Source organism: Ruminiclostridium cellobioparum DSM 1351 = ATCC 15832 (genome assembly GCF_000621505.1).
GTDB lineage: Bacteria > Bacillota > Clostridia > Acetivibrionales > DSM-1351 > Ruminiclostridium > Ruminiclostridium cellobioparum.
Window position 1 is genome coordinate 15,024 of the sequence record NZ_JHYD01000052.1, and the last position, 23,868, is coordinate 38,891.

22 protein-coding genes are annotated in these 23,868 nt (G+C 42.0%); 18 read left to right on the top strand and 4 right to left on the bottom strand.

The window, feature by feature from the left end:
- Window positions 1-56: 56 nt before the first annotated feature.
- Complete coding sequence (locus T344_RS0117560) at window positions 57-1,307, top strand: homoserine dehydrogenase (protein ID WP_027629791.1); 1,251 nt, start codon at window positions 57-59, stop codon at window positions 1,305-1,307.
- Between the two features lie 98 nt (window positions 1,308-1,405).
- Window positions 1,406-1,945: an ECF transporter S component gene (locus T344_RS0117565; protein WP_027629792.1), complete on the top strand. Its 540-nt coding sequence runs from the start codon at window positions 1,406-1,408 to the stop codon at window positions 1,943-1,945.
- Window positions 1,946-2,017: 72 nt separating this feature from the next.
- On the opposite strand, the gene T344_RS0117570 is transcribed toward T344_RS0117565, so the two are convergent.
- On the bottom strand, window positions 2,018-3,430 hold the full coding sequence (locus T344_RS0117570; protein ID WP_027629793.1) for a hypothetical protein: 1,413 nt from the start codon (window positions 3,428-3,430) through the stop codon (window positions 2,018-2,020).
- Between the two features lie 242 nt (window positions 3,431-3,672).
- Between T344_RS0117570 and T344_RS0117575 the strand changes: the two genes are divergently transcribed.
- The 15 genes from T344_RS0117575 to T344_RS0117650 all read left to right on the top strand — a co-directional run bounded on the left by T344_RS0117575 (window position 3,673) and on the right by T344_RS0117650 (window position 21,077).
- Window positions 3,673-3,975, top strand: coding sequence for a YerC/YecD family TrpR-related protein (locus T344_RS0117575; RefSeq protein WP_027629794.1), 303 nt, complete (start codon window positions 3,673-3,675; stop codon window positions 3,973-3,975).
- 18 nt (window positions 3,976-3,993) lie between these two features.
- Window positions 3,994-4,398, top strand: coding sequence for a hypothetical protein (locus tag T344_RS0117580; protein WP_027629795.1), 405 nt, complete (start codon window positions 3,994-3,996; stop codon window positions 4,396-4,398).
- Between the two features lie 210 nt (window positions 4,399-4,608).
- The gene (gene secA / locus T344_RS0117585; RefSeq protein WP_027629796.1) at window positions 4,609-7,341 is read left to right on the top strand and encodes a preprotein translocase subunit SecA; all 2,733 of its coding nucleotides are present in this window, start codon (window positions 4,609-4,611) and stop codon (window positions 7,339-7,341) included.
- A 255-nt stretch (window positions 7,342-7,596) separates the two neighbouring features.
- Window positions 7,597-9,225 carry an S-layer homology domain-containing protein gene (locus tag T344_RS0117595; RefSeq protein ID WP_027629798.1) on the top strand — a complete coding sequence of 543 codons (1,629 nt, stop codon included), beginning with the start codon at window positions 7,597-7,599 and terminating at the stop codon, window positions 9,223-9,225.
- 133 nt (window positions 9,226-9,358) lie between these two features.
- A complete protein-coding gene (locus T344_RS0117600; RefSeq protein WP_027629799.1) occupies window positions 9,359-9,802 on the top strand; it encodes a Fur family transcriptional regulator in 444 nt (147 codons plus the stop codon).
- A 206-nt stretch (window positions 9,803-10,008) separates the two neighbouring features.
- Window positions 10,009-11,583: an alpha/beta hydrolase family protein gene (locus tag T344_RS0117605; protein WP_027629800.1), complete on the top strand. Its 1,575-nt coding sequence runs from the start codon at window positions 10,009-10,011 to the stop codon at window positions 11,581-11,583.
- Window positions 11,584-11,703: 120 nt separating this feature from the next.
- A complete protein-coding gene (locus T344_RS0117610; protein ID WP_027629801.1) occupies window positions 11,704-12,678 on the top strand; it encodes a tocopherol cyclase family protein in 975 nt (324 codons plus the stop codon).
- 68 nt (window positions 12,679-12,746) lie between these two features.
- Entirely contained in the window at window positions 12,747-13,331 is a 585-nt protein-coding gene (locus T344_RS0117615) for a thymidine kinase (RefSeq protein ID WP_027629802.1), read from the top strand.
- 100 nt (window positions 13,332-13,431) lie between these two features.
- The gene (locus T344_RS0117620; RefSeq protein WP_027629803.1) at window positions 13,432-13,824 is read left to right on the top strand and encodes a hypothetical protein; all 393 of its coding nucleotides are present in this window, start codon (window positions 13,432-13,434) and stop codon (window positions 13,822-13,824) included.
- A 548-nt stretch (window positions 13,825-14,372) separates the two neighbouring features.
- Window positions 14,373-15,188: a bifunctional hydroxymethylpyrimidine kinase/phosphomethylpyrimidine kinase gene (gene thiD, locus T344_RS0117625; RefSeq protein ID WP_027629804.1), complete on the top strand. Its 816-nt coding sequence runs from the start codon at window positions 14,373-14,375 to the stop codon at window positions 15,186-15,188.
- 48 nt (window positions 15,189-15,236) lie between these two features.
- Entirely contained in the window at window positions 15,237-16,547 is a 1,311-nt protein-coding gene (thiC, locus tag T344_RS0117630) for a phosphomethylpyrimidine synthase ThiC (protein WP_027629805.1), read from the top strand.
- Between the two features lie 60 nt (window positions 16,548-16,607).
- On the top strand, window positions 16,608-17,441 hold the full coding sequence (thiM, locus tag T344_RS0117635) for a hydroxyethylthiazole kinase (protein ID WP_027629806.1): 834 nt from the start codon (window positions 16,608-16,610) through the stop codon (window positions 17,439-17,441).
- Entirely contained in the window at window positions 17,425-18,060 is a 636-nt protein-coding gene (thiE, locus tag T344_RS0117640; protein WP_027629807.1) for a thiamine phosphate synthase, read from the top strand. The genes thiM and thiE overlap by 17 nt, the downstream gene beginning before the upstream one ends.
- Before the next feature lie 111 nt (window positions 18,061-18,171).
- Window positions 18,172-19,707, top strand: coding sequence for an alkaline phosphatase (locus T344_RS0117645; RefSeq protein ID WP_027629808.1), 1,536 nt, complete (start codon window positions 18,172-18,174; stop codon window positions 19,705-19,707).
- 197 nt (window positions 19,708-19,904) lie between these two features.
- The gene (locus T344_RS0117650) at window positions 19,905-21,077 is read left to right on the top strand and encodes a YibE/F family protein (protein ID WP_027629809.1); all 1,173 of its coding nucleotides are present in this window, start codon (window positions 19,905-19,907) and stop codon (window positions 21,075-21,077) included.
- A 73-nt stretch (window positions 21,078-21,150) separates the two neighbouring features.
- On the opposite strand, the gene T344_RS0117655 is transcribed toward T344_RS0117650, so the two are convergent.
- Genes T344_RS0117655 through T344_RS0117665 form a run of 3 tightly spaced genes read right to left on the bottom strand, consistent with a single transcriptional unit; the run spans window position 21,151 to window position 23,039 of the window.
- Complete coding sequence (locus T344_RS0117655; RefSeq protein WP_027629810.1) at window positions 21,151-21,846, bottom strand: hypothetical protein; 696 nt, start codon at window positions 21,844-21,846, stop codon at window positions 21,151-21,153.
- Complete coding sequence (locus T344_RS0117660; RefSeq protein WP_027629811.1) at window positions 21,836-22,690, bottom strand: ATP-binding cassette domain-containing protein; 855 nt, start codon at window positions 22,688-22,690, stop codon at window positions 21,836-21,838. Before T344_RS0117660 ends, T344_RS0117655 begins: the two co-directional genes overlap by 11 nt.
- Entirely contained in the window at window positions 22,674-23,039 is a 366-nt protein-coding gene (locus T344_RS0117665; RefSeq protein WP_027629812.1) for a GntR family transcriptional regulator, read from the bottom strand. Before T344_RS0117665 ends, T344_RS0117660 begins: the two co-directional genes overlap by 17 nt.
- A gap of 195 nt (window positions 23,040-23,234) precedes the next feature.
- Here T344_RS0117665 and T344_RS0117670 point away from each other — a divergent pair, with 195 nt between their 5' ends.
- Window positions 23,235-23,501: a hypothetical protein gene (locus tag T344_RS0117670; RefSeq protein WP_004628253.1), complete on the top strand. Its 267-nt coding sequence runs from the start codon at window positions 23,235-23,237 to the stop codon at window positions 23,499-23,501.
- Window positions 23,502-23,868: the final 367 nt, after the last annotated feature.

Genomic DNA, 23,868 nt, shown 5'->3' on the forward strand with positions numbered 1-23,868 from the left:
TTTACAAATAGAATCAGCTTTGTTGATTATTCATATTTGGAGATTTGGAGGTTTAAATGGTAAACGTTGCGATTTTAGGTTATGGAGTTGTTGGTTCGGGAGTTGCCGAGGTAATAAGAAAAAACAGTGAAAGTATAGCACAGAGGGCAGGAACGGAAATCAGGGTTAAATGGATTCTTGATATAAGAGATTTTCCCGACAGTCCGGACAAGGATGTGCTGACAAAAAACGCAGATGATGTATTTAATGATAAGGATGTATCCATTGTTATTGAGACAATAGGAGGAGCTACCATAGCCGCACAATTTACAAAAAGGGCTCTTGAAGCGGGAAAAAGCGTTGTAACCTCAAACAAGGAACTGGTTGCTTCTCAAGGACCCGAACTTTTACAGCTGGCTCGGGAAAAAGGTGTGAGCTATTTATTTGAGGCCAGTGTCGGAGGAGGAATACCTATAATCCGTCCGCTCAACCAATGTCTTGCCGCCAATGAGATAAATGGAATTACCGGTATTTTGAATGGAACTACAAATTATATATTCACTCAGATGAGGAAGGAAGGAAAGAGTTTTGAAGCAGCCTTGAAGGAGGCGCAGCAAAACGGTTATGCCGAGCAGAATCCTACAGCCGATGTAGAGGGGCACGATGCATGCAGAAAACTGGCAATACTCTCATCAATAGCATATAATGAATTTGTTGACTACGCAAATATTTATACCGAAGGGATTACAAAGATCACTACAGCCGATATGAAATATGCCGAGGCCATGAACGGTGTAATCAAGCTGATAGCAGTGAGCAGAAGGCTCGGAGACAAAATATTTGCAAGAGTGAGCCCTGCAATTATATCAAAGGAGCATCCTCTGTCAAATGTTGAGGATGTATTCAATGCCATTGTAGTTAAAGGCGATGCCATAGGTGACGCAATGTTTTACGGGAGAGGAGCAGGAAAGCTTCCCACTGCAAGTGCCGTTGTTGCCGATGTTATTGACATAGCCAAGCACCCGGATTTTGGAACCAAAAGCGTATGGGTCAGAACTAATGAAAATAATGTCATTGCCATAGAAGAAAGTCCTGCAAAGTTTCTTGTAAGAGTGGCTGCCGAAAAGACTACGGATGCCAAAGGCGATATTAAAGCCGTATTCGGAGATGTGGAATACATTGATCTGGGTTCAAAAGTGCAGGGAGTTGAAGTCGCTTTTATCACTCCTGTTTTAACAGAGAGGGAAATAAAAGAAAAACTGACGGTGTTAAAGGAAAAGAATTCTGTATTAGGTATTGCCAACAGTATCAGGGTAGAGGAAGAGTAGCCGCAATGGTATGATGATTTGCTGCAGTACTGACGGCGATAATACAGGATATTCATAGATATTATATAGAAATTATATAGAATAGAGGTTTCACGCAAATGAAGATTTCCACAAGAAAGATAGTTTTAACAGCTATGATGATTGCTCTGGTATTCATTATTACCTATCTTCCTTTTTTGCATATACCCAGCCCCGTACCGCCGGGATACTTCAATATAGGTGATGCCGCCATTATGGTAGCAGCAATATTGCTGGGAAGGAAGTCAGGGCTTGCTGCGGGTGCTATAGGAGCGGCTTTGGCCGATCTGGCATATGGGGCATTTATATTCGTACCAATTACCTTTATTGTCAAGGGTATAGAAGGCTATGCTGTGGGAGCCATTGCACATAAAAAGGCCGATCAGGGACCTGATTATATCAGGAGGATTATAGCAGTGGCAGCCGGTGCCATTATAATTGCTGCAGGTTATTTTATATTGGAGCTGACCTTTTATAGGATGATAGACGATTCCCTGGCTGTGGCGGCAATTATATCGGAAGTTCCGGGAAATCTTGTTCAGGGCGGTGTCAGTGCGGTAATAGCTTATATATTTATAGCAATTTTGGATAAGACAAACGTTATGAAAAAATTGAATTAAAGAGGATTATATCAGGGTGTTTGAGAATGTAAAAAATTTTGATGGTTTGAATTTCTTACATTCCCCTAAATTTTAATTCTTCAAAACATCGGTATCAATTTCACATGCATCTGAGGTAACCAGCCTTACGGCGTATTCTTTAGAACCGGCAAGATTCTTTTTGTCAATACCGATGATCTGCATTCCTATTCTGGCAGGAGTACCTTCCAATAAGATGCTGTTTTCATAAACAGCGGCACTTTTTACCATGAAGTTTTTGACAATCACACCGGTCTGACCCTTTGCAACACCTGAGAACTTATCAAAAAAGCCCAACTCTCCCAGCAAATCGCTTGCAATCTCCTTATCCTGCGGAAGTACGTATACTCTCTTCATATTTAAATACATTTTGCGTGGAATATAGCACCAATCCCTGTCATAGTGAGTTTTCCACTGAGGATGGTAAACGGGGCTGACATATTTTTTATTATTATAAAGCAGAGAGAATTTAACTGCTTTTGAATTATGTATGGCCTCTTCAAGATCAGGACTTGCATTGAGCGTATCGGCAGTCTGGTAAGTGCCGTTGGGCTGAAAGTATATCGGTTTTTTGGAATCTGATACAAAATAGGCAAGCTCTTTCTTAAGAATTACATTCTGCTGGCCTATTTCAAGGGAGGAAAGATCGGTTTCGTTGTACGAGCTTTCGGTATAGGATTCCTGCACCGGCCCAAAGTCTTCAATTCTGTTGGACTCCTTTGAAAACGGTATGTCCTGGTAATCTATTTCATAGCCCAATGGTGTGCACAGGTGAACGGTTATATTACTGTTTTCATTTAATAATGCGGATACATCCTCGATTTTTATTGAAATTATTTGCACACCTTTTTTGGCGGGGGTACCGGATATGGCTATCTGATTTCCCAACTGGGAAACGTTATCAACGATAAAATTATAAATTAAGAAATTGAAATAATTCTGGTTGTCTATGGTAATATTGGGATAAAAACCCAATTGACCCTCGATGTCGAAGACTTTGCCGGCACCTCCCGAATAGGTAAAAAGACTGTGTCTTGCCGAAATCACTTTCCGGGGGAGGTACAGCCAGCCCTGATAAAAGGATTGCTTCCATAGATTTGTGTATATGGGCCTGAGGTATTCTTCGTCGGAAAATACAAAAAGGTAGGATAGATTTTTCCCTCTGGCAATAATCTCGGCAGGAGTTTGTTCTATTTTTTTGCCTGCGGGTTTATTTGCAGTGACGGCTCTGTTACCATCCTCATACAGGGTTTTATTATCAGCAGGTAAGATGCTTGATAAAATATCCTTCAACTGCTGGTTTTCATTTTCAGGAGAAATGGTTTTGCTGATGCGTGAAACATCTGCATTAACCGCTTTGGGAAAATTCAGCTGTGCTATAAAAAAAGCAGATAATATTATAAACAGCAGGGCTGCCAGACATATTAATAATTTCTGCCTGTTTGTAATGATGACCAAACCATTCATTATGACCTCCATTTCACTGCCATACAGTGATTATATATTGATAAAAATGCACGTAAACAAATAGTTTATGTTATATTTGTATTCAAAACGGGAATAGGATAGACTTAAGATTTACATTGTGGAAAATGTTACACCTGAGATCGCCAACCTTGACTGATTTATAAAAAGCTGTTATTGTATACTCTAGAGATAGATAATATTAGATAAATAATATATTGTTAACCGTTAGGAGTTTGTCATATATGAATTCCAAGTTAAGAGATGAACATACGGATAGTTTGTTCGATGCTATACTTCTTTTGAATAATAGGGAAGAATGTTATAATTTCTTTGAGGATCTCTGTACCATTGCAGAGATCAAAGCATTGGCCCAAAGACTTGAGGTGGCAAAAATGCTGCGAGACAAGAAAACATATACCGATATATGTGATGAGACGGGCGCAAGTACTGCAACCATCAGCAGGGTTAACAGATGCCTTGTTTATGGTGCGGATGGGTACAACCTTGTTCTTGACAGACTGCAGGAGAAGGATAGAGACAAATAGGAAAGATAGGTAAGGTAGATGCTAAAAAAATTATTTCTCAGCATAATAATTTTGTCTGCTTTGGCTTCCGAAGGCGGGGCTTATTTTTCTGCGGACTTATTGGACTACTACCTTGTGAATTTTACCCGGCTTGATATAATACAGGATACCCAAATTATTAAACAAACTGCCAGTGTTGAAAATTCCTCAAAAACAAAAGGCACTCCGGCAGCTTTTTATAAGATTATATCTCAAAATGCATTTGATGTAAAAAATCCCGTCAGGCACAATTATCCGGATTTTACAGCTATAGTCCCTATAGCGGCCGGCCTGATTTTTATTACTGTTTTCTATAAAATTTTCACCATAAAAAAATTTTCATATGCGGGACGTTTCCTGCTCAATATCTCAGATTCCTCACCCCCGGTACTTTGCCGGAACTAATCAACTTGTCCATCCAATAGCAGAATTTTTATGTTTTTGACTTCACGGGATAGTTATCCTTGTTGAATTGAAGTCAAAATTTTCTATTTAATAAAGATATGCCCAAAAATAAGAAATTTAATTAATCATTTAACTGCATTTAATTAAAATTTAAATAATATGAAAGGTCCAATGGGGCCGTCAGAGCCATAGCGGCTTGAGGAGGTAGAAATGAAGAAATTTATTGAAAGATTAATAGGCTCATACAGCGATAGAGAATTAAAAAGAATTTATCCAATAGTTGATACAATAGAGTCTCTGGAACCTGAAATGCAAAAACTCACAGACACACAGCTGAAGGCTAAAACAGCCGAATTTAAAGAGAGGCTTGCAAATGGGGAAACGCTTGATGACATATTACCCGAAGCGTTTGCTGTGGTCCGTGAGGCATCTGTAAGAGTTCTTGGAATGAGACATTTTAAAGTCCAGTTGATTGGCGGTATTGTACTTCATCAGGGAAGAATATCTGAAATGAAAACAGGTGAAGGAAAAACGCTGGTGGCAACCTTGCCTGTGTACCTTAATGCATTGGCAGGAAAAGGTGTACATGTTGTTACGGTAAATGATTACCTGGCAAGGCGTGACAGCGAGCAGATGGGTAAGATTTATACCTTCCTGGGGCTTACCGTAGGGCTTATCGTACATGATCTTGAAAATGATGAAAGACGGGCGGCATATGGCTGCGATATTACGTACGGTACCAATAATGAACTGGGTTTTGATTATTTGAGAGACAACATGGTAATCTACAAGGAGGATATGGTTCAAAGAGAACTGAGCTATGCCATTGTGGACGAAGTTGACTCCATCCTCATTGATGAAGCCAGGACTCCTCTTATTATTTCGGGTATGGGAGATAAATCCACCGACCTTTATAAAAAAGCCAACTCCTTTGCATTGAAGCTCAAAGTTAAGGTAATCAAGCAGATGGATGACAAGGTTGACAGTGACGAAGTATTTGACGAAGATTATATAGTTGATGAAAAGGCACATACCGCAGTACTTACGGCAAACGGTATAAAAAAAGCCGAACAGTACTTTGGGCTTGAGAACCTCTCTGATCCTGAGAATATGACAATATCCCATCATGTCAACCAGGCAATCAGAGCCCATGGTCTTATGAAAAATGAAAAGGACTATGTTGTCAAGGACGGCGAAGTAATAATTGTCGATGAGTTTACCGGCCGTATGATGTACGGAAGACGGTACAGCGACGGACTCCATCAGGCCATTGAAGCCAAAGAGGGAGTTAAGGTTGAGAGAGAAAGCAAGACTCTTGCTACAATAACCTTCCAGAACTACTTCAGAATGTACAGTAAACTTGCCGGTATGACAGGTACCGCCCTTACTGAGGAAAATGAATTCAACACAATTTACAAGCTGGACGTTATAGTTATCCCTACAAATAAGGATATGATACGTAAGGATAATCCTGATGTGGTATATAAAAATGAAGCGGGTAAGTTTAATGCCGTAATAGAAGATATTGCAGACTGCCATAAAAGAGGTCAGCCTGCACTTATAGGTACAATTTCCATTGAGAAGTCCGAATTCCTCAGCGCAATGCTGAAGAGAAAGGGGATAGTCCACCAGGTTCTGAATGCCAAGTACCATGAAAAAGAAGCCGAGATCATTGCCCAGGCCGGTAAATTTGGAGCTGTTACAATTGCTACCAATATGGCCGGTAGAGGAACCGACATAGTTCTGGGAGGTAATTCGGAATACATGGCCAAGCAGGAAATGAGAAAGCTGGGCTATTCGGATGAATTGATAAGTGCTTCTACAAGCTTTAACGATACCGATGATGAGCTTATTCTCGAGGCAAGAAGCCGTTTTAAGGAGCTGAATGACAAGTTCAGGCAGATAACCAATGATGAAAGAGAAAAGGTTATTGAAGCCGGCGGTCTTCACATAATAGGTACTGAAAGACACGAATCGAGACGTATTGACAATCAGCTGAGAGGCCGTTCGGGCCGTCAGGGTGACCCCGGATCCTCAAGGTTTTATATATCTCTTGAAGATGATCTAATGAGATTGTTCGGTTCGGAAAGACTGACAAACATAGTAAACGCACTTGGGCTTGAGGATGATCAGCCAATAGAGCATAAAATGCTTTCAAATGCCATAGAAAATGCTCAGAAGAAGGTCGAAGGCAGGAACTTTGACGTTCGTAAGAGAGTTCTGCAGTATGACGACGTTATGAACAAGCAGAGAGAAGTGATCTATGCACAGAGAAAGACCGTTCTTAACGGAGATAATCTCAGGGATTACTTTATAAAAATGTTTGAAAGTCTTGTTGACGGCGTGATCTCTACCTATTGTGCCGAGAACCAGTATGCAGATATGTGGGATTGGGATTCCATGATAGGTTACCTTGAAAGTATATTCCTGCCGCAGGGTGCGCTGCAGGTTACCGAAGAAGACCGGGCTACCTTCGATAAGGAAGATTTGAAGGAAAAGCTCATGGAAATTGTCAACAAGATTTATGAGTTCAAGGAAAATGACATCGGAGTTGAACTCATGAGAGAGCTTGAAAGAGTTGTTCTTCTGAAGGTAGTCGATGAAAAATGGATGGATCACATTGATGCCATGGATCAGCTCAAGCATGGCATAGGCCTGAGAGCATACGGACAGCGGGATCCTGTAATAGAATATAAATTTGAAGGCTTCCAGATGTTTGAGGAAATGATCAAGAGTATCCAGGAAGACTCAATCAAACTGCTGGTAAGATCCAGAATAGACAGAGAACATGCTCCGCAGCGTGAAAAGGTTGCAGAACCTGTAGCCGCAAGCCATGGAGATGATGAACCAAAGAAGCCTGTTACAAACAATAGCAGAGTTGGAAGAAACGATCCCTGTCCATGCGGCAGCGGAAAGAAATACAAGCTCTGCTGCGGAAAATAAGAGCACACATTAATTATCAAATAAATATAAAATAAATATCAAATATCCAAAGAAATACTGCAAGAGCCCGGGAAGGGATGAAATTTGTCCGACCGGGCCTGCGGTATTTTTTGCATTATTGAAATCCATTTCGTTTTTATTGTGAATATCAAAATCTGGTATGTAAACAATAATAAAGTCAATTAATATCGGCTGAAAGGGCCAAGATTTCAACCGCAATTGACTTTATGAAATAAATCGGGGAGGAACCCAATAATGCACTTAAAGAAATGCCCTATTTTTATTATTGTCTTTGCGGTATTATTTCAGATTAATGCCGGTGCTTATGAAAGTTTGAGCTATCTGTACGGAGGGAACACCACAACCTATATCAACAGCGTAAATGTAACCGGAGCAAATCTGACGACAGTCTGCCCTGATTATTTTGAGATAAACGGTAACGGTACTCTGAAAACTACAATAAAAGCTGATCCTCTTTTTGTGTACAGCATTCATGCCAAAGGGATCAAGGTAATACCCTATTTAAGCAACAACTGGGACCGGACTCTGGGTCGCGCCGCAGTTGCAAACAGGTCGGCCTTTGCAGCTGAATTGGCTGCAAAGGTGTCGGAATTGGAATGCGACGGCGTCAATGTGGATATTCAAAATCTCACAGAGGCTGACCGGGATGCTTTCACTGATTTCGTCAGGCTGCTGAGAGCTGCTCTTCCCAAATCCAAGGTCCTGTATGTTTGCACTGCTGCAAATCCGTGGGGGTTGACAACAGGCTGGCAGGGGTCCTATGATTATAAGGCATTGGGTTCCAACAGTGACATGTTATTTATAATGGCGTATGATGAACACTACAGCGGCGGCACACCGGGAGCTGTTGCAAGTTTGTCCTTTGCAGAACAATCCGTAAAATATGCCCTGAAATATGTTCCGCCCGCAAAAGTCATGCTTGGCATTCCTTTTTACGGAAGGTACTGGAAGCAGGGCGCTGCCGCCGGCGGCTACGGGATTACCATATCAGACGTTGAAAGGCTTGTATCGGCATACAAGGCTGTGACCTGGTATGACAGCAGCGCTCAGTGCGCCAGGGCCGCGCTGGTATTGTCGGATACCGATAATGCAGTCATATGGGGAAGCAGCCGGCTTTCAGCCGGTACTTATGATATTTGGTATGAAAATGACACTTCTATTGAGAAAAAGCTTTCACTGGTATCCAAGTACGGTCTTGCAGGTGCCGGAAGCTGGGCTTTGGGCCAGGAACCCCAGCGCATCTGGAAAAATTACGGTTTGTGGCTGTTGGGCAAACCTTTTGTTGATATAGAAAACCACTGGGCGCAGAGTTATATTCTCAATTTGACTCAGAAGGGAATCATATCAGGTTTCCCCGATAAGCGTTTTGTTCCCAATGGAAATCTCACAAGGGCACAGGCTGCGGCATTATTTGTAAATTTCCTGGGGCTGCGGAACGAACCCGGTTCAGGCACATTTTCCGATACGGCGGGCCACTGGGCTGAAAAACAGATTTCAATCACAAAACAATACGGCATATTTGCAGGATATGGCGGGAATTTATTCTACCCCAATAAAAACATCACCAGGGAAGAGTTTGCTGTTATATGTGATAAGGTTTTATACAGCCCCGACACAGTTAATTTTTCCCAGAAGATTTACAGCGACGTAAGTCCTGAAACCAATCCCTGGTCAAACAAATCAATAATTTTGCTTTCCATGAACAACATTTTATCAGGCTATCCGGATGGTACCTTCAAACCCGGAAATACAATTACAAGGGCCGAGGCCGTGAGGGTCATATCAGCCATGCTGGATTACCCGGGCGGGTTTTCGGTAGCACCCGGTAAATTCAAAAGCCCCATACCCATCGAACCGCATTAGGAATCTGAAAAGCTGATTGACAATGATTATCAATTAGATTAAGATAGTATGGAGAAAATTGAGAATGATTATCAAGCGGCAAAGGAGTTCCCTATTGGAAATTCTGTAAAAACACCTGAGAGGAGATGTGTTTTTGAATACTGGTGATGATGGCTTTTTAAAGGAAAAGTTAAAGGAATACGGATACAAATTTACTGGCCAGCGGGCCGCCATTCTGGAAACCATACTTCAATGCTCCGGTCAGCATGTAAGTACGGAAGAAATATTTAATATTGTAAAATTAAAGCATCCTGAGATTGGTCTGGCGACAGTATACAGAACAATGATTCTTCTGGACAAGCTCGGACTGGTGCACAAGCTGGATTTTGATGATGGCTTTAGCCGCTATGAACTGGTTAAGCCCAATGAGGATCACACACACCATCATTTGATATGCAGTTCCTGCGGCTCGGTGTCAGAGGTAGAGGAAGATCTTCTGGATTCTCTTGAAGAAGAAATTTTAAAAAAGAACGGTTTTCTGGTTAAGGACCATAGAGTTCAGTTTTATGGTTTGTGCAGCAAATGCAGGAATGAATGAATTGTCGACATTTTAGGGTAAGTTCATCCATAGGATCGGACTTATCTTTTTATTTTACAAAAAAGTATGAAATTTGTACACAACCGAAGTTTGTCATGAATTGAATTTGAAATCTAAATTTGAGCTTAATGTAATTTTATCATACATTTATTATGCTAAAATGTAATCAAATTATGGAAACCAAATAACTAATTTCGGAGCTCGATATGAAAAAAATTGTACTAATATTTTGCATTACAATGGTTTTAAATCTTATGGGTGTTCCGGCGTATGCAGAAACGGCCGGGGCCATACAAAAGGACAATTCCTTTCCGGTCAGGTACCTGTGTGAAAGCCTGGGAGCAAAGATTTCGTGGAATGCACAGCACAAAACAGTCACTGTAAACTACCGGAACAAAAGTCTGGAACTTAGAATCGGCAGTAAAACAATAATATCAAACGGAAAGCCAAAAAATTTAGAAAATGAAATAAGTACTTCGGGAGGAAGAGCCCTCCTGCCGGTAAGCGTGCTTAATAACGAGCTTGGGCTGGGGCTGTCGGAGCAGGACTGTCTGAGCATAGTCGGAAAAAAGTTTATCGGTCTGCTTAATGGCAAAAGCTATGAGGAAGCTGAGGCACTGCTTAGCCGGATATTTTCAAACTATCTGACATCAGACGGTATGGAGTATCTGGCAGAAGGTATTCCCCAGCTGCAGCCGGCCGACGAAAATACAGAGTATTGGCAGGATTCTTTGCATCAGATCATAGGAATACCTCTCAAGGATGGACAAAATACGTATTATGCTATCCGGTTTGATCATGAAGGAAAAATAGACGAACTTGGAATTTTGGGACGGCAGCCTGAAGCGGCACCGGCACCGGAGTATACTTCAGCAGGAAGCTTTACCGAAACAGAGGTTGTCATTGGCACAGGCGCATGGGCGCTGCCCGGCACATTGACCATGCCTGAGGGAGACGGGCCGTTTCCGGCAGTCATACTGGTCCACGATTCAGGAGCCCTTGACAGGGATGAAACAACGGGATATATAAAGCCCTTCAGAGATATTGCATATGGCCTTGCTTCAAGGAATATAGCTGTTTTAAGATACGATAAGAGAACTTTGATCCATAGTTCCAAGCTTAAGCTCATCGGAAACGTGACCTTGAATGAAGAGACCGAGCAGGATGCATATGCGGCTGCCGAATTCCTCAAAACGGCAAAGAGCATAGATAATTCCCGCATTATCACGCTTGGGCACAGCCTGGGAGGTTATGCAGTACCCAGAATACTGGCGACGGGCGGAGATACCTTTAAGGCAGGGATAATTATGAACGGTTTTACAAGACCGCAGTATGAGCTTATACCGGAATATCTTGAATATCTTGAGGGAAAGGGGCTGGCAAGTGCAGGCCAGCTGGAATATGTAAAAGCTCAGGTGGACATGCTGTCTTCATCTGGTTTTAATCCCAAAAAGCCGCCCGAAAGCTATACTATGGGCAATTTGCATTATTACAGTTATATGAAGGATTATGATGTTATGGACCAGGCCGGAAAAATTAATAAGCCTGTGCTTGTCATGCAGGGTCAAAGGGATTTTATTGTCAGTACCGATATAGATTTCAACAATTGGAAAAAGGCTTTTGAGCAGAATATAAATGCCCGGTTCAAACTGTATCCGGAATTAAACCACCTGCTTACCGGAGGTGAGGGGGACAGTACTCCCCAGGAGTATTACAGCAAAACAAATATACCTGAATATGTTATTGACGATATTGTTGATTTTATAAATAAACTGGAATAAGAGAGCAGATTGTTGGATAAACTCCGTCTTATACGGCTTGAAAGCGGAATTGCAGGAGCTATCGCATATTTCAAACCTTAAAAACCAGCCGGAAGTTAGCTTTCGGCGGAACGGCGGAAAATGTACACATTAAAACGGATTTTCAATCCCGAGATATTTCAGGGAAAATATAAAAGAAACAATTATTTTGAGGGCTGGTACTATAAAATAATAGATAAAAGCTCGGAGAATATTTTGGCAATAATACCCGGTGTTGCAGTATCAAGGCACAGTGAGCATTCCTTTATTCAATTTATAGATGCAAAAACCGGGTTTACCCGCTATTTGACATTTCCAAAACAAGCCTTCACCTATTCGGAAAAAGAACTGAATGTGGAAATAGAGGGCAATCATTTTAATAAGCAGCAAATGAGTCTGAATTTGAAAGACAATGATTTCAGTATTTCCGGTGATATAGAATTCAATGATATAGTATCATTTCCCAAAACACTGCTGAATCCCGGAATAATGGGGCCTTATTCCTTTGTGCCCTTTATGGAATGCCACCATGGAATAATAAACATACACAGCGGGCTTAGGGGAGGGCTGCTTTTTAACGGTCAATCAATTGATTTTACCGGCGGATACGGTTATGTTGAAAAGGACTGGGGAAAATCCTTCCCTCATTCCTGGATATGGCTGCAGTCCAATAATTTCTGTCATAGGGATACTTCTCTGATGTTCTCAATAGCATCAATTCCATGGTTCCGTCATGAATTTGACGGGCTGATCGCATTTTTAAGAATTAACGGCAGCTTTCTGAGATTTGCAACCTATACAGGAGCAAAAATCAAAGAGTTAACAGTCAATGACGGCATATTAAGAGTATCAATCGAGGATTCTGAACATATTCTGAAATTAGAGGCGTCATACGGTAAGGGAGGAATTCTCAAAGCTCCGAAAAAAGGCATCATGGAGGTTGAGATAACCGAATCCATTACCTCAACCGTGAAGGTTGAACTGGCTGAAAAGCCGGGACGGCTGATATTCAGAGATGTGGGAGAAAATACCGGCCTTGAGCTGGCCGGAAATTATAGAAAATTTGCAACTGATTAATTCTCATATCTTTTGAAATAGGGTATACTATTTAGGTGAATCATCACTATATTAAATTGGGGGTAGCTATGGCTAAATTGTATTTCAGATATGGAGCCATGAACAGTTCAAAAACAGCAAATGCACTCATGGTTAAATATAATTATGAGGAGAGAGGTCAAAAGGTTCTTCTGATGAAGCCTTCGGTAGACAACCGTGATAGGGGCTGTATTATTAAATCCCGTGCGGGTTTGACCGAGGAGTGCCTGCTGATACATAAGGACAGCGATGTATACCGGATGGTACATAGCTATATAAATAAAAATTCTGAAATTAACTGTGTTATCGTTGATGAGGCACAATTTCTTACCAAGCAGCAGGTCTATCATTTAACAAGGCTTGTGGACCACGATAAAATACCTGTGATTTGCTATGGACTCAGAGCCGATTTCCGGGGCGAGCTTTTTGAGGGCAGCCAGTACCTGCTGGCCTGGGCAGACACCATAGAGGAAATAAAGACCATATGCTGGTGCGGTAAAAAGGCAATAATGAATGCCAGATATCAGGGCGATAAAATAATAAAAGAGGGCGAACAGGTTGAAGTGGGCGGAAACGACAGGTATATCAGCCTTTGTCGTTCTCATTGGCATGACGGAGTGCTGTCCGGCAAATAATCATTCAGATAAAAAAATGCTCTCCCGGTGTAACACTTTATTTAGGGTTAACATAAATTATTATTAAGACGTAGTACTATAAAGAAAGGAGCTTAATAATATGGGAGACGGTAACTTTGGTTGTAACGATAATCTTTGCCACCTGCTGTCAAAATATATCGGCGAAACTGTAACAATTTTTACAAAGAGCGGAGGTCAGTCCGGCTGCGGTTTTACTGGAGTAATATTAGGTGTAAATGAATGTTTCGTTAGACTGATTACAAGAATTGGCCCTGCACCGGGATGTTCTCTGGGTAATTCCTGCGGAAGCAGTGATATGGGCGACAATAATAACTACGGCGGATACGGAAATAATAACATGGGTTACGGCTGCAACTTCAACCAGAATTATGGCGGTTATGGCGGCGGTAACGGTGTTCCGGTCTACAACGTCGGATCAGTAACAGATATTCCATTAAACAGTATAGCTTCATTTGTTCATAATGCAGTATAATGAAATACCTCAATAAAGGTGATAGGAGCCAATCCTATCATTTTTTTTATTAAATGAAGTTTTGGTGCCGGAATATTTCAATAGTCTTTACATATAATCAGTAATGTGTTAAAATTCAATCAACAAGTTGCGGGGGGACCGGAGGAATGCAATTCCCATGGTTGAGAAGGTAAAACCTGACCCTTAGAACCTGTCGGTTAACACCGTCGAAGGGAAGCAGAAATCAAATTTTAAATCTATTTTTGATTAAAGCGTTTACCCTTACCGGTTAAACGTTTTTTTATTGCCTGCAATAACAATATTAAAATTGAATAGATATTTGTGGGGGGACCACTTAAACAAATTTATTTATTTGTTATGGTTGAGAAGGTAAAACCTGACCCTTGGAACCTGTCGGTTAACACCGTTGTAGGGAAGCAAATCACGGATGTATGATTGTTATACGTGCTTGCCTGTTTCGGCAGGCATTTTTTATTTTCGCAGACATAAAAAACTATTAATTTATGCGTGCCGGAATTTCCATGGCACAATTATAGAGGAGGAGTTGAATGAAAAAGGTTTTAACTATTGCAGGCTCTGACTGCAGTGGAGGCGCCGGAATACAGGCTGATTTAAAGACTTTTTCGGCACATGGGGTATACGGCATGAGTGTAATTGTTTCTGTTGTGGCTGAAAACACGTGCCGGGTAATTGATGTTCAGGATATGAGGCCTGATATCATTGAAAAACAAATAGATGCGGTATTTGAGGACATAGATGTGGATGCGGTCAAGGTGGGAATGCTTTCAGGCCGGGAGTGCATGCAGGCCGTATGCGGGAAACTAAAGGAGTATATGCCTTCAAATATTGTCATTGACCCTGTCATGCTGGCTAAAGGAGGCCATGCACTCATGCAGGAGAATGCTCTGGATTTTTTTATTAAGGAACTGATTCCCCTGGCGTACATACTGACTCCCAATATTCCTGAAGCCGAGGCCATCACAGGCTCAAAAATCCTATCCGGGACCGATGTAAAAAAAGCGGCCGAAAGCATACACCGGATGGGAGCCCAAAGGGTTCTGATAAAGGGCGGGCATAGGGCTGGCGACGCATCAGATGTGCTGTTTGACGGAAAAGAGTTTTATTTTTTCAATTCCAGAAGGATTGATACAAAGAATACTCATGGAACGGGCTGTACGCTTTCCTCGGCCATAGCATCCAATCTTGCACTTGGCATGGATTGTGCCGGGGCCGTTGAAAAGGCGAAGGAATATGTGACCATGGCTATTGAGCATTCACTTGAAATCGGAAAGGGGCATGGCCCCACAAATCATTTTTACAGGCTTTACAGGGAAGGGCACAGCGAAAAAACTATTGTTCAATGACGGGTACTGCCGGTATAATACCGGGTACCTGCGGAAAAGGAGATTTTTATGACATACAAAACTCAGATGGAAGCAGCAAGAAAAGGAATTATAACAGAGGAAATGTCGGTGGTTGCCCAAAAGGAATTTATGGAGGCCGAAAGGCTCAGGGAAGCGGTTGCCTGCGGGAAAATTGCCATCCCTGCAAATATCAACCACAGGTCCTTAAGTCCCGAAGGTATAGGAGAAGGACTCAAGACAAAGATAAATGTCAATCTGGGTATTTCAGGAGACTGCGCCGATTATACAAAGGAAATGGAAAAGGTGGATATGGCTGTTAAATTCGGTGTTGAGGCCATAATGGATTTAAGCAACTACGGAAAGACCAACACCTTCAGAAAACAATTGATTGAGCGTTCACCGGCCATGATAGGAACTGTTCCCATGTACGATGCTATCGGATACCTTGAAAAGGATCTGATGGAAATCAAAGCAAAGGATTTCTTTAAAGTGGTGGAAGCACATGCAAAGGAAGGCGTCGACTTTATGACTATCCACGCCGGAATAAACAAGAGGGCGGTGGAATGCTTCAAACGTTCCAAACGTCTGACAAACATCGTTTCACGGGGAGGCTCACTGCTCTTCGCCTGGATGGAGATGACCGGGAATGAGAATCCCTTTTATGAGTACTATGATGAATTTCTGGAAATTCTCAGGGAATACGATGTCACCATCAGCCTTGGTGATGCCCTGAGGCCCGGAAGTATACATGACAGCTCGGATGCAGGACAGCTGAGTGAACTTATAGAGCTTGGAGACCTTACAATGCGGGCCTGGGAAAAGGATGTGCAGGTGATGGTGGAAGGCCCCGGCCACATGGCCATGAATGAAATAGCTGCCAATATGACAATACAGAAAAGACTGTGCCACGGGGCACCCTTCTATGTGCTGGGGCCTCTCGTGACAGATATTGCGCCGGGCTATGACCACATCACCTCGGCTATCGGCGGCGCCATAGCGGCAGCCAGCGGCGCAGACTTCCTGTGTTATGTGACACCTGCGGAGCATCTGCGCCTGCCCGACCTGGAGGATGTAAAAGAAGGTATAGTGGCCTCAAGGATAGCAGCCCACGCCGCCGACATTGCGAAAGGCATCCCCCACGCCCGTGAGCTGGACAACAAAATGAGCGATGCCCGCCGCAGGATAGACTGGGAAGAAATGTTCTCATATGCCATAGATGGCGAGAAGGCAAGAAGATATTTTGAAAGTGCACCGCCGGCAGATAAACATTCCTGTTCCATGTGCGGAAAAATGTGTGCCATGAGAACCACCAACAAAATTCTGGCCGGTGAGGCTGTAGAATTCTGTTCTGAAAAGTAAACGAAATTTATGACAGACATAACTGAACTTTATAAAATATAATTTCAAAGGGGTACAAACATGAGCGATATTATTAAAGCAGCGGCTGAACTGCTGGGTCAGCTGAGAAGCAATAAACCTCTGATACATAACATAACGAATTATGTTACGGTCAACGACTGTGCCAATGCTGTTCTGGCAATCGGTGCATCTCCCATAATGGCTGATGACATAGGCGAAGCTGCAGATATCACAGCTATTTCCTCGGCATTGGTAATCAATATCGGGACTCTTAACCACAGGACGGTGGAAGCCATGCTGGCAGCCGGCAAAAAGGCCAATGAGCTGGGGATACCTGTGGTATTCGATCCTGTGGGGGTCGGTGCTTCCAGGCTGAGAAATGAAACCACCCGGACTATCCTCTCGGAAATAAAAGTGAGCGTGGTCAGGGGCAATATGTCGGAAATTTCCTTTATAGCCGGACTGAATGCCAACACAAAAGGAGTGGATGCGGCAGAAGAGGATATTGCTTCGGGCGATGCCGCGCAGGCAGCCGTTGCACTTGCAGTGGCTGAAAAGCTGGGAGGTGTTGCGGCAATCACAGGAGCGACCGATATCATTACAGATGGAAAAAGGATTGCCGCTGTTTCCAACGGCCATAAGATGTTGTCGGACGTAACAGGAACTGGCTGTATGACCACGGCTCTGGTGGGCTCCTTCTGCGGAGCGGGCAGGGATGCTTTTGTGGCGGCAGTTGCCGGAATTGCGGCAATGGGCATAGCAGGAGAAATAGCCTGTGAAAATGCGGGAAGTAAGGGAACAGGCAGCTTTCATATGGCAATAATAGATGCCATAAGCAGGCTTGATGAAAAAATATTATCTGAAAGGGCCAGAATAAATGAAACCTACTGTTGATTATACCTTATACCTGGTCACAGACCGCGGCCTTATGAGTACCGCAACACTTGAAGAGGCAGTCGAAAAGGCCATCTGCGGAGGTTGTACCATGGTACAGCTCCGCGAAAAAAACGCTTCATCACTGGAATTTTATGAAAATGCACTAAAAGTCAAAGCCGTAACCGATAAATATAATGTCCCGCTTATAGTAAACGACAGGCTGGATATTGCTCTTGCAATAGATGCTGCCGGTGTTCATGTGGGTCAAAGTGATCTGCCTGCCGGGGTTGTAAGAAAAATAACAGGCGGGAAGAAAATTCTGGGTGTCTCAGCAAATTCTGTTGAGTCTGCCCTTAAGGCGCAGCAGGACGGGGCCGATTACATAGGGGTCGGAGCTCTTTATTCGACAAATACCAAAACCGATGCCGGGGTCATAGCAAGAGAACAGCTGCTGGAGGTAAGAAGGGCTGTAAGCATTCCTGTTGTGGGAATAGGAGGTATAAACAGGCAGAATGCAGGCGAGCTTGCCACAACGGGAATCGATGGTATTGCCGTAGTCTCTGCAATTATTTCCCAAGAGGATATTTGCGGTGCTGCCAAAGAACTGCTTGTTATATTTAAAGGCAATTTCCAATAAACTGGAATTAATTAATGTGAAATTAACAAGGGGCAAATACCCTTTTAAAACTAATTAATTATTCTATCATTGTACTACTAATGTACTACTAATTTTATTGGAGGTGTCTTAATGAAAAGAAGGATAATTGCTGTTTCGTCAATCATGCTTGTATTTGTATTCATCAGTGTTGCATTGTTAGCCGGTCTGGTTTCTGCCGCCCCATCCCTGTACTCTACAAATAATACCTATTCGGGTACAGCACCAAAATATGTTTTCATGTTCATAGGTGATGGAATGAGCACACCGCAGATAAACGCCGCTCAGATGTATTTGGGAAATATGGACAGCCCTGATACTCCTGCCATTAAAACTCTGGATTTCACAAGGTTTCCGGGTGTAGGCAGCGCGGATACATATGATGCCGAATCATTCATTCCTGATTCAGCTTCAACAGGTACTGCCCTGGCATCGGGCGTAAAGACTTTCGGGGGAATCATTAACATGGACCCTGCAAAGAAAGTAAGCTATGAGCCTATTTCAAAAAAATTGAAGAAAGCCGGCTACAAGGTAGGAATAGTTACGACTGTAACCCTGGACCATGCTACACCGGCGGTTTTCTATGCAAGTGAACCTTCAAGAGGTAATTACTACAACCTTGCATCACAATTGGTAACAAGCGGCTTTGACTATTTCGGAGGGGGATATTTCCTGGATCCTGACGGAAAGAAAGCCAGCGTAAAAAATCCGGTAAACATTCTTGAACAGGCAAAGAAAAACGGATACAAGGTCGCCGCTACCAAGGCCGATATTTTGAGTCTTGATAATAAATCGGGAAAAGTGCTGGCTCTTGACCCGGCAGCGGCTCAGGCTTCAAACGACAGCTATGCAATGCCCTATGAACTTGACCGCAAATCTGATCAGTTAAGTCTTGCTGATTTTGTTAAAAAAGGAATTGAAGTGCTGGACAATCCTAACGGTTATTTTATGATGGTTGAAGGCGGAAAGATTGACTGGGCCTGTCATGCAAATGATGCAGCTGCAGCTATTCATGACACCATAGCTTTAAATGATGCCGTCAAGGAAGCATTGAAGGTTTATGAAAAGCATCCTGACGAAACTCTTATAATTGTTACAGGAGACCATGAAACAGGAGGAATGAGCATTGGTTTCGCAGGAACCGAGTATTCAACCTTCTTTGAAAAGCTTGAAAAGCAGAGTAAGTCCTATGTAGAATTTGATAAAATAGTTGCCGAATACAAGGAGAAAACAAAAGCAGCAGATGCAAAGCTGGAGGATCTCCTTCCCCAGATAAAAACTTCATATGGTCTGATTGCTCCTACAGATCCCGAAGCTAAAAGTTTCCCGGAATTGGTACTCAATGATTTCGAAATGGTTAAGCTGAGAGATGCGTTGAGAAAGTCAATGAGCGCCTCAAAAGTTACAAGCACCGAAACAGATTATTTGCTGTACGGTACATATGAACCATTGACAGTCACCTGCAACCATATTCTGGACAATAAGGCCGGAATAAGCTTCGCAACTTATTCCCATTCGGGTCTCGCAGTACCGGTATATGCAATCGGTGCAGGCTATGAGCTTTTCTACGGTGCTTATGATGACACCGACATCAATAAAAAGCTGGCCGCCATAACTAAAGTCAAATAAGCTAAATTACATAAACAAAATCACATAAACTCACATAAATACCCATAGAGCCTGTTACAATTTGATCCGGCCAATGCTTAAAACCGCTGTGTTATAGCAGAAAACTGCTGTAGCAAAGCGGTTTAAGCTATATTAAAATTTTTTATTCAAGAACCGGCCGATTATCATCATAACTACTGACAGAAGGGAAGAGATTGATGCCGAAAAAGTTTTTTACTACTAACAGTGTAACCTCCATTGTTGTACTCCTGTTGATTGCTGTCCTGTGCTTTTTGCCCACCGGGTTCCAATCTGCTGTATACAACGGCAGCGCAAGAGCAGTTGTAGAGATTGTTGAGACAAACAATTCAAACCTTTACGACACCGGTATTATTAAACAGGGAGAACAAAAATGCAGTGTAAGGGTACTTGACGGAAAGTTCAGGAATAAAACCGCCGAGGGTACGAACAATCTGGTGGGGAAGCTTGAAATGGACAAAATATTCGTACCGGGGGATAAAGCACTGGCTGTAATTGATTATGAGGGAGACAATATCAAGTATGTTACACTTATTGATCATTACAGAATAAATCTTGAGCTGATTCTTTTTGCGGGTTTTATAATATTACTGATTGCTTTCGCCGGCTGGACGGGGGCTAAAGCCATTCTCTCCTTTATACTGGCGGTGGTGGTTATGTGGAAGGTTTTGGTGCCGGCCCTCCTGAAAGGCTGGAATCCCATATGGATTTCGCTGTTTATTGTGGCTTTTCTTACAATAGTAATAATTACGCTGGTAGGAGGCTACAACAGGAAGTCTTTCGCGGCAATAGCCGGCACTCTGTCGGGTACGGTATTGAGCTGTATTTTGGCGGTCATATTCGGACACCTGTTTAAGATTCACGGGGCCATAATGGCATTTTCCGAGAGCTTGCTTTATTCGGGCTACGGGCATTTGAACCTGACAGAGATTTTTATTGCCGCAACGTTTATCGCCTCTGCAGGTGCACTTATGGATGTAGCTGTGGATATAGCGGCCGCTGTTTATGAACTGGTGGAGAAAAATCCCCGTATGACTGCCAGAGAGGCAATCAAATCCGGTTTCAATATCGGAAGGGTGGTCATGGGGACAATGACCACCACCCTGCTGCTTGCCTATTCAGGCGGTTATATCGGACTCCTTATGGTTTTTATGGCCCAGGGGACTCCCATAATAAATATATTAAATTTGAAGTACGTTTCGGCCGAGATATTCCACACCCTTGTGGGAAGCTTCGGACTGGTGGCGGTAGCCCCGCTTACAGCCATAATATCCGGTGTGATGTTTACGGGGAAGGAAGGTGTAAAATCACCCCTTGAACAGGAGGCTGCAGGAGAAAACATACAGATGTAACAGGAACCAGCCGGCAGACATGAAAAGAAGCTCTAAAACCAGTAATTATCAGGTTTTAAAGCTTCTTTTTGACTTATATTTTTTTTCTGCTTAAGATTGGTATATTCAGAGCATAGATTCCTGCTGCCAGCAAAAGGCAGGTACCGATATGTGCAATTGGGTTGGGATTAAAAATAATTAAGTAGAAGAAATCAATCAAAAGTTTTCGCAGCATCGGAATAGGAATAAATACGCTGATAATGGCGGCAATTATCAAATCAACCACCCAACCCCACCAGAAAGTCTGGATAGCGGTCAAAGTGTGTAAAGCAACTCCTAAAAGCAGATAAAACGCAAATTGCCTGAAAAATGCAAATATTATTCCGCTGCCGGTCCACCCGAATATGTCAATTATATCTAAAAGTTCAACTACCGGGCTCATCATTCTGTCGATTGTCAGGTTCAGCACGAGGATTATCAATGAGAGAGCCGCAGAGAAGATAACGTAGTTTATTGCACAGGCCCAAAAAAAGTCGGCCTTTTTGCCGTTCAAATGCATCAGTCTGCTGAAATTGACGGATGGTATCAGTATGGCAGCAAGTATTATCACCAATATAAGCTCATTACCTTCGCTGACCTGACTGCTGCCGGGAGTATTTAGCAGGTACATGATAAATATCTGTATTATTGAACTGGCAAATGATAACAGCGCAGCCAAATAAGCTATCCAGGTAGTTTTGTAGAAGTTTATACGGGTTATTGCACCAATGCTTTTCAAATTAGTTTTCATCTTTATCTTCTCCCCCTCCGACGATATTTACAAAGAACTCCTGCAGTCCCAGCGACTGAAGCTTTACATTTTCAGCAGGTGTGATTCTGTCTCCGAATATATAGGCTGTGGAATAGCCGCCCAGAGTTTTCTCTCCGATAACATTAAGGCCTTTTACGGCATTTTTTACATCACTGCTGGGGCCGGTCAGAGAATATGCTTTTTCATCGATGTCATTTATGTTTGAGTGAAGCAGGATAGACCCTTCATCTATAATGATTATATCTTCGGCAACTCTTGATATCTCATCTATTAAATGGGTTGAAACAATGATAATTCTCGGATTGTACTCAAAACTTAACTGAAGCAGCTCATAGAAACGTTCACGCATTATGGCATCAAAGCCAAGTACGGGTTCATCAAGTATGACTACTTTTGTCCTGCTTGCAAGGCTTAACAATGTTGTGAACATGGTCTGCATGCCAAAGGACAGCTGTTTATATTTCTTGTTTTTATCCAGTTTGAATTTCTTCATCATGTTTTTTGCAAATTCCATATCAAACTCTGGCTGGAGGCTGTATGCCAGTTCAAGCAGTTTTCCGATGCGCATGTTAAACTGTGAAGCCCTGCTTTCAATAAAATTCACGCATTCCGGCATATTAAAGGTTGATACTTTTTTATCATCAACAGATACATGGCCTTTGGTGGCATTTATGTGTCCTGCAATGAGCTTCAGAAAGGTTGTCTTTCCGGCACCGTTCCTTCCAAGCAGGCAATAGATTTTGTCCCGGCTTATTTCCAGATTGATGTCATCCAGTGCTATAGTGCTTCTGTATTCCTTTGTTACATTAGAAAACCTGATCATCACCATTCTCCTTTATTATATTAATAATATCTTCCTTTGAAATACCCAGCTTACGAGCTTCGGAAAGCATTGACGATATGGTATTGCTGTAAAATTCATCTTTTCTTTTTTGAAGTATTTTTGATTTGGCTTCCCTGGTCACACACATTCCAATTCCTCTTTTCTTATATAAAATACCTGCATCTGTCAGCAAGCTTATACTTTTAACAGCTGTGGTGGGATTAACTGAAAGCAGCTTTGAGATCTGAGTTGTTGAAATAATTATGTCATCGGTCTTATAAACATCTGTTATAATATCGTCTTCGATCATTTCCATTATTTGAATGAAAACAGGCTTTTCACTATTCAAAAATATAACTCACCTCCATGGTTATTAGGTTAATGATTTAACCCATTAACCAAAATATAGCATAAACAATTTTAATTGTAAAGAGATAGTTGATTTCGCTTGACTAAAATAATATCCGGGTATGGTATAATTGAATCTAGCTTGACAAAGTTATAAGAATATATTTTTTATACGAATTTTTGAGGAGGGAATACAATGTTTGATTTAGATAGAACTAAGAAAACAATAATTGCTATGTTTTGCCTTTCAGCAGTTTCATTGGTATTATCTTTTATCGGATTTGCCGTGGGCGGCAGTGAATTGATAATGAACGGCATTATGAATAGTCCGGGTCATACCATACTGATGTTTGCTTCGTTTGGAATATTTGTCCTGTCCTTATTAACAGGGATTGGATTTAGAGCATTAAGTAAAGATATTGCAGAAGAACTGAAATATCTTAACGACAGAATTAAAAATTAATTTAAAGTATTTATTAATAATAAGAATACTCTCGAAAAGTAATTGGTAATTTCGAGAAAAACCAATACTTCACTCCATTTTCTTTGTGAAATGGAGCTATTTGTAGAAAAAGCATTGTACCTTGAGAAATTAATAGTTGTGTAATTTTGAGCCCAGATTTTTTGGGACAGCAAATAAACCTTTGAAATTCAAAGATTTTTAAATGCTGTTTGAAAAGTTCTTGTACTATTGCAATAGACTCAGAATACTAAAGGATTTGTGTTTGATCCAAGCATCCAGATGTATATTAGCAGCAGCGAAAGTGGCTCTTGCAAAACGGTGCTTTGAGCTCCTTGTTTTACCAGCTTCGATGTCATAGTCCACAAGA

Excerpts from the sequence above, each read along its gene's own strand:
- T344_RS0117560 (WP_027629791.1), top strand. The coding sequence starts at position 57 with ATGGTAAACGTTGCGATTTTAGGTTATGGAGTTGTTGGTTCGGGAGTT.
- T344_RS0117565 (WP_027629792.1), top strand. The coding sequence starts at position 1,406 with ATGAAGATTTCCACAAGAAAGATAGTTTTAACAGCTATGATGATTGCT.
- T344_RS0117570 (WP_027629793.1), bottom strand. The coding sequence starts at position 3,430 with ATGAATGGTTTGGTCATCATTACAAACAGGCAGAAATTATTAATATGT.
- T344_RS0117575 (WP_027629794.1), top strand. The coding sequence starts at position 3,673 with ATGAATTCCAAGTTAAGAGATGAACATACGGATAGTTTGTTCGATGCT.
- T344_RS0117580 (WP_027629795.1), top strand. The coding sequence starts at position 3,994 with ATGCTAAAAAAATTATTTCTCAGCATAATAATTTTGTCTGCTTTGGCT.
- secA (WP_027629796.1), top strand. The coding sequence starts at position 4,609 with ATGAAGAAATTTATTGAAAGATTAATAGGCTCATACAGCGATAGAGAA.
- T344_RS0117595 (WP_027629798.1), top strand. The coding sequence starts at position 7,597 with ATGCACTTAAAGAAATGCCCTATTTTTATTATTGTCTTTGCGGTATTA.
- T344_RS0117605 (WP_027629800.1), top strand. The coding sequence starts at position 10,009 with ATGAAAAAAATTGTACTAATATTTTGCATTACAATGGTTTTAAATCTT.
- T344_RS0117610 (WP_027629801.1), top strand. The coding sequence starts at position 11,704 with ATGTACACATTAAAACGGATTTTCAATCCCGAGATATTTCAGGGAAAA.
- T344_RS0117615 (WP_027629802.1), top strand. The coding sequence starts at position 12,747 with ATGGCTAAATTGTATTTCAGATATGGAGCCATGAACAGTTCAAAAACA.
- T344_RS0117620 (WP_027629803.1), top strand. The coding sequence starts at position 13,432 with ATGGGAGACGGTAACTTTGGTTGTAACGATAATCTTTGCCACCTGCTG.
- thiD (WP_027629804.1), top strand. The coding sequence starts at position 14,373 with ATGAAAAAGGTTTTAACTATTGCAGGCTCTGACTGCAGTGGAGGCGCC.
- thiC (WP_027629805.1), top strand. The coding sequence starts at position 15,237 with ATGACATACAAAACTCAGATGGAAGCAGCAAGAAAAGGAATTATAACA.
- thiM (WP_027629806.1), top strand. The coding sequence starts at position 16,608 with ATGAGCGATATTATTAAAGCAGCGGCTGAACTGCTGGGTCAGCTGAGA.
- thiE (WP_027629807.1), top strand. The coding sequence starts at position 17,425 with ATGAAACCTACTGTTGATTATACCTTATACCTGGTCACAGACCGCGGC.
- T344_RS0117645 (WP_027629808.1), top strand. The coding sequence starts at position 18,172 with ATGAAAAGAAGGATAATTGCTGTTTCGTCAATCATGCTTGTATTTGTA.
- T344_RS0117650 (WP_027629809.1), top strand. The coding sequence starts at position 19,905 with ATGCCGAAAAAGTTTTTTACTACTAACAGTGTAACCTCCATTGTTGTA.
- T344_RS0117655 (WP_027629810.1), bottom strand. The coding sequence starts at position 21,846 with ATGAAAACTAATTTGAAAAGCATTGGTGCAATAACCCGTATAAACTTC.
- T344_RS0117660 (WP_027629811.1), bottom strand. The coding sequence starts at position 22,690 with ATGATCAGGTTTTCTAATGTAACAAAGGAATACAGAAGCACTATAGCA.
- T344_RS0117670 (WP_004628253.1), top strand. The coding sequence starts at position 23,235 with ATGTTTGATTTAGATAGAACTAAGAAAACAATAATTGCTATGTTTTGC.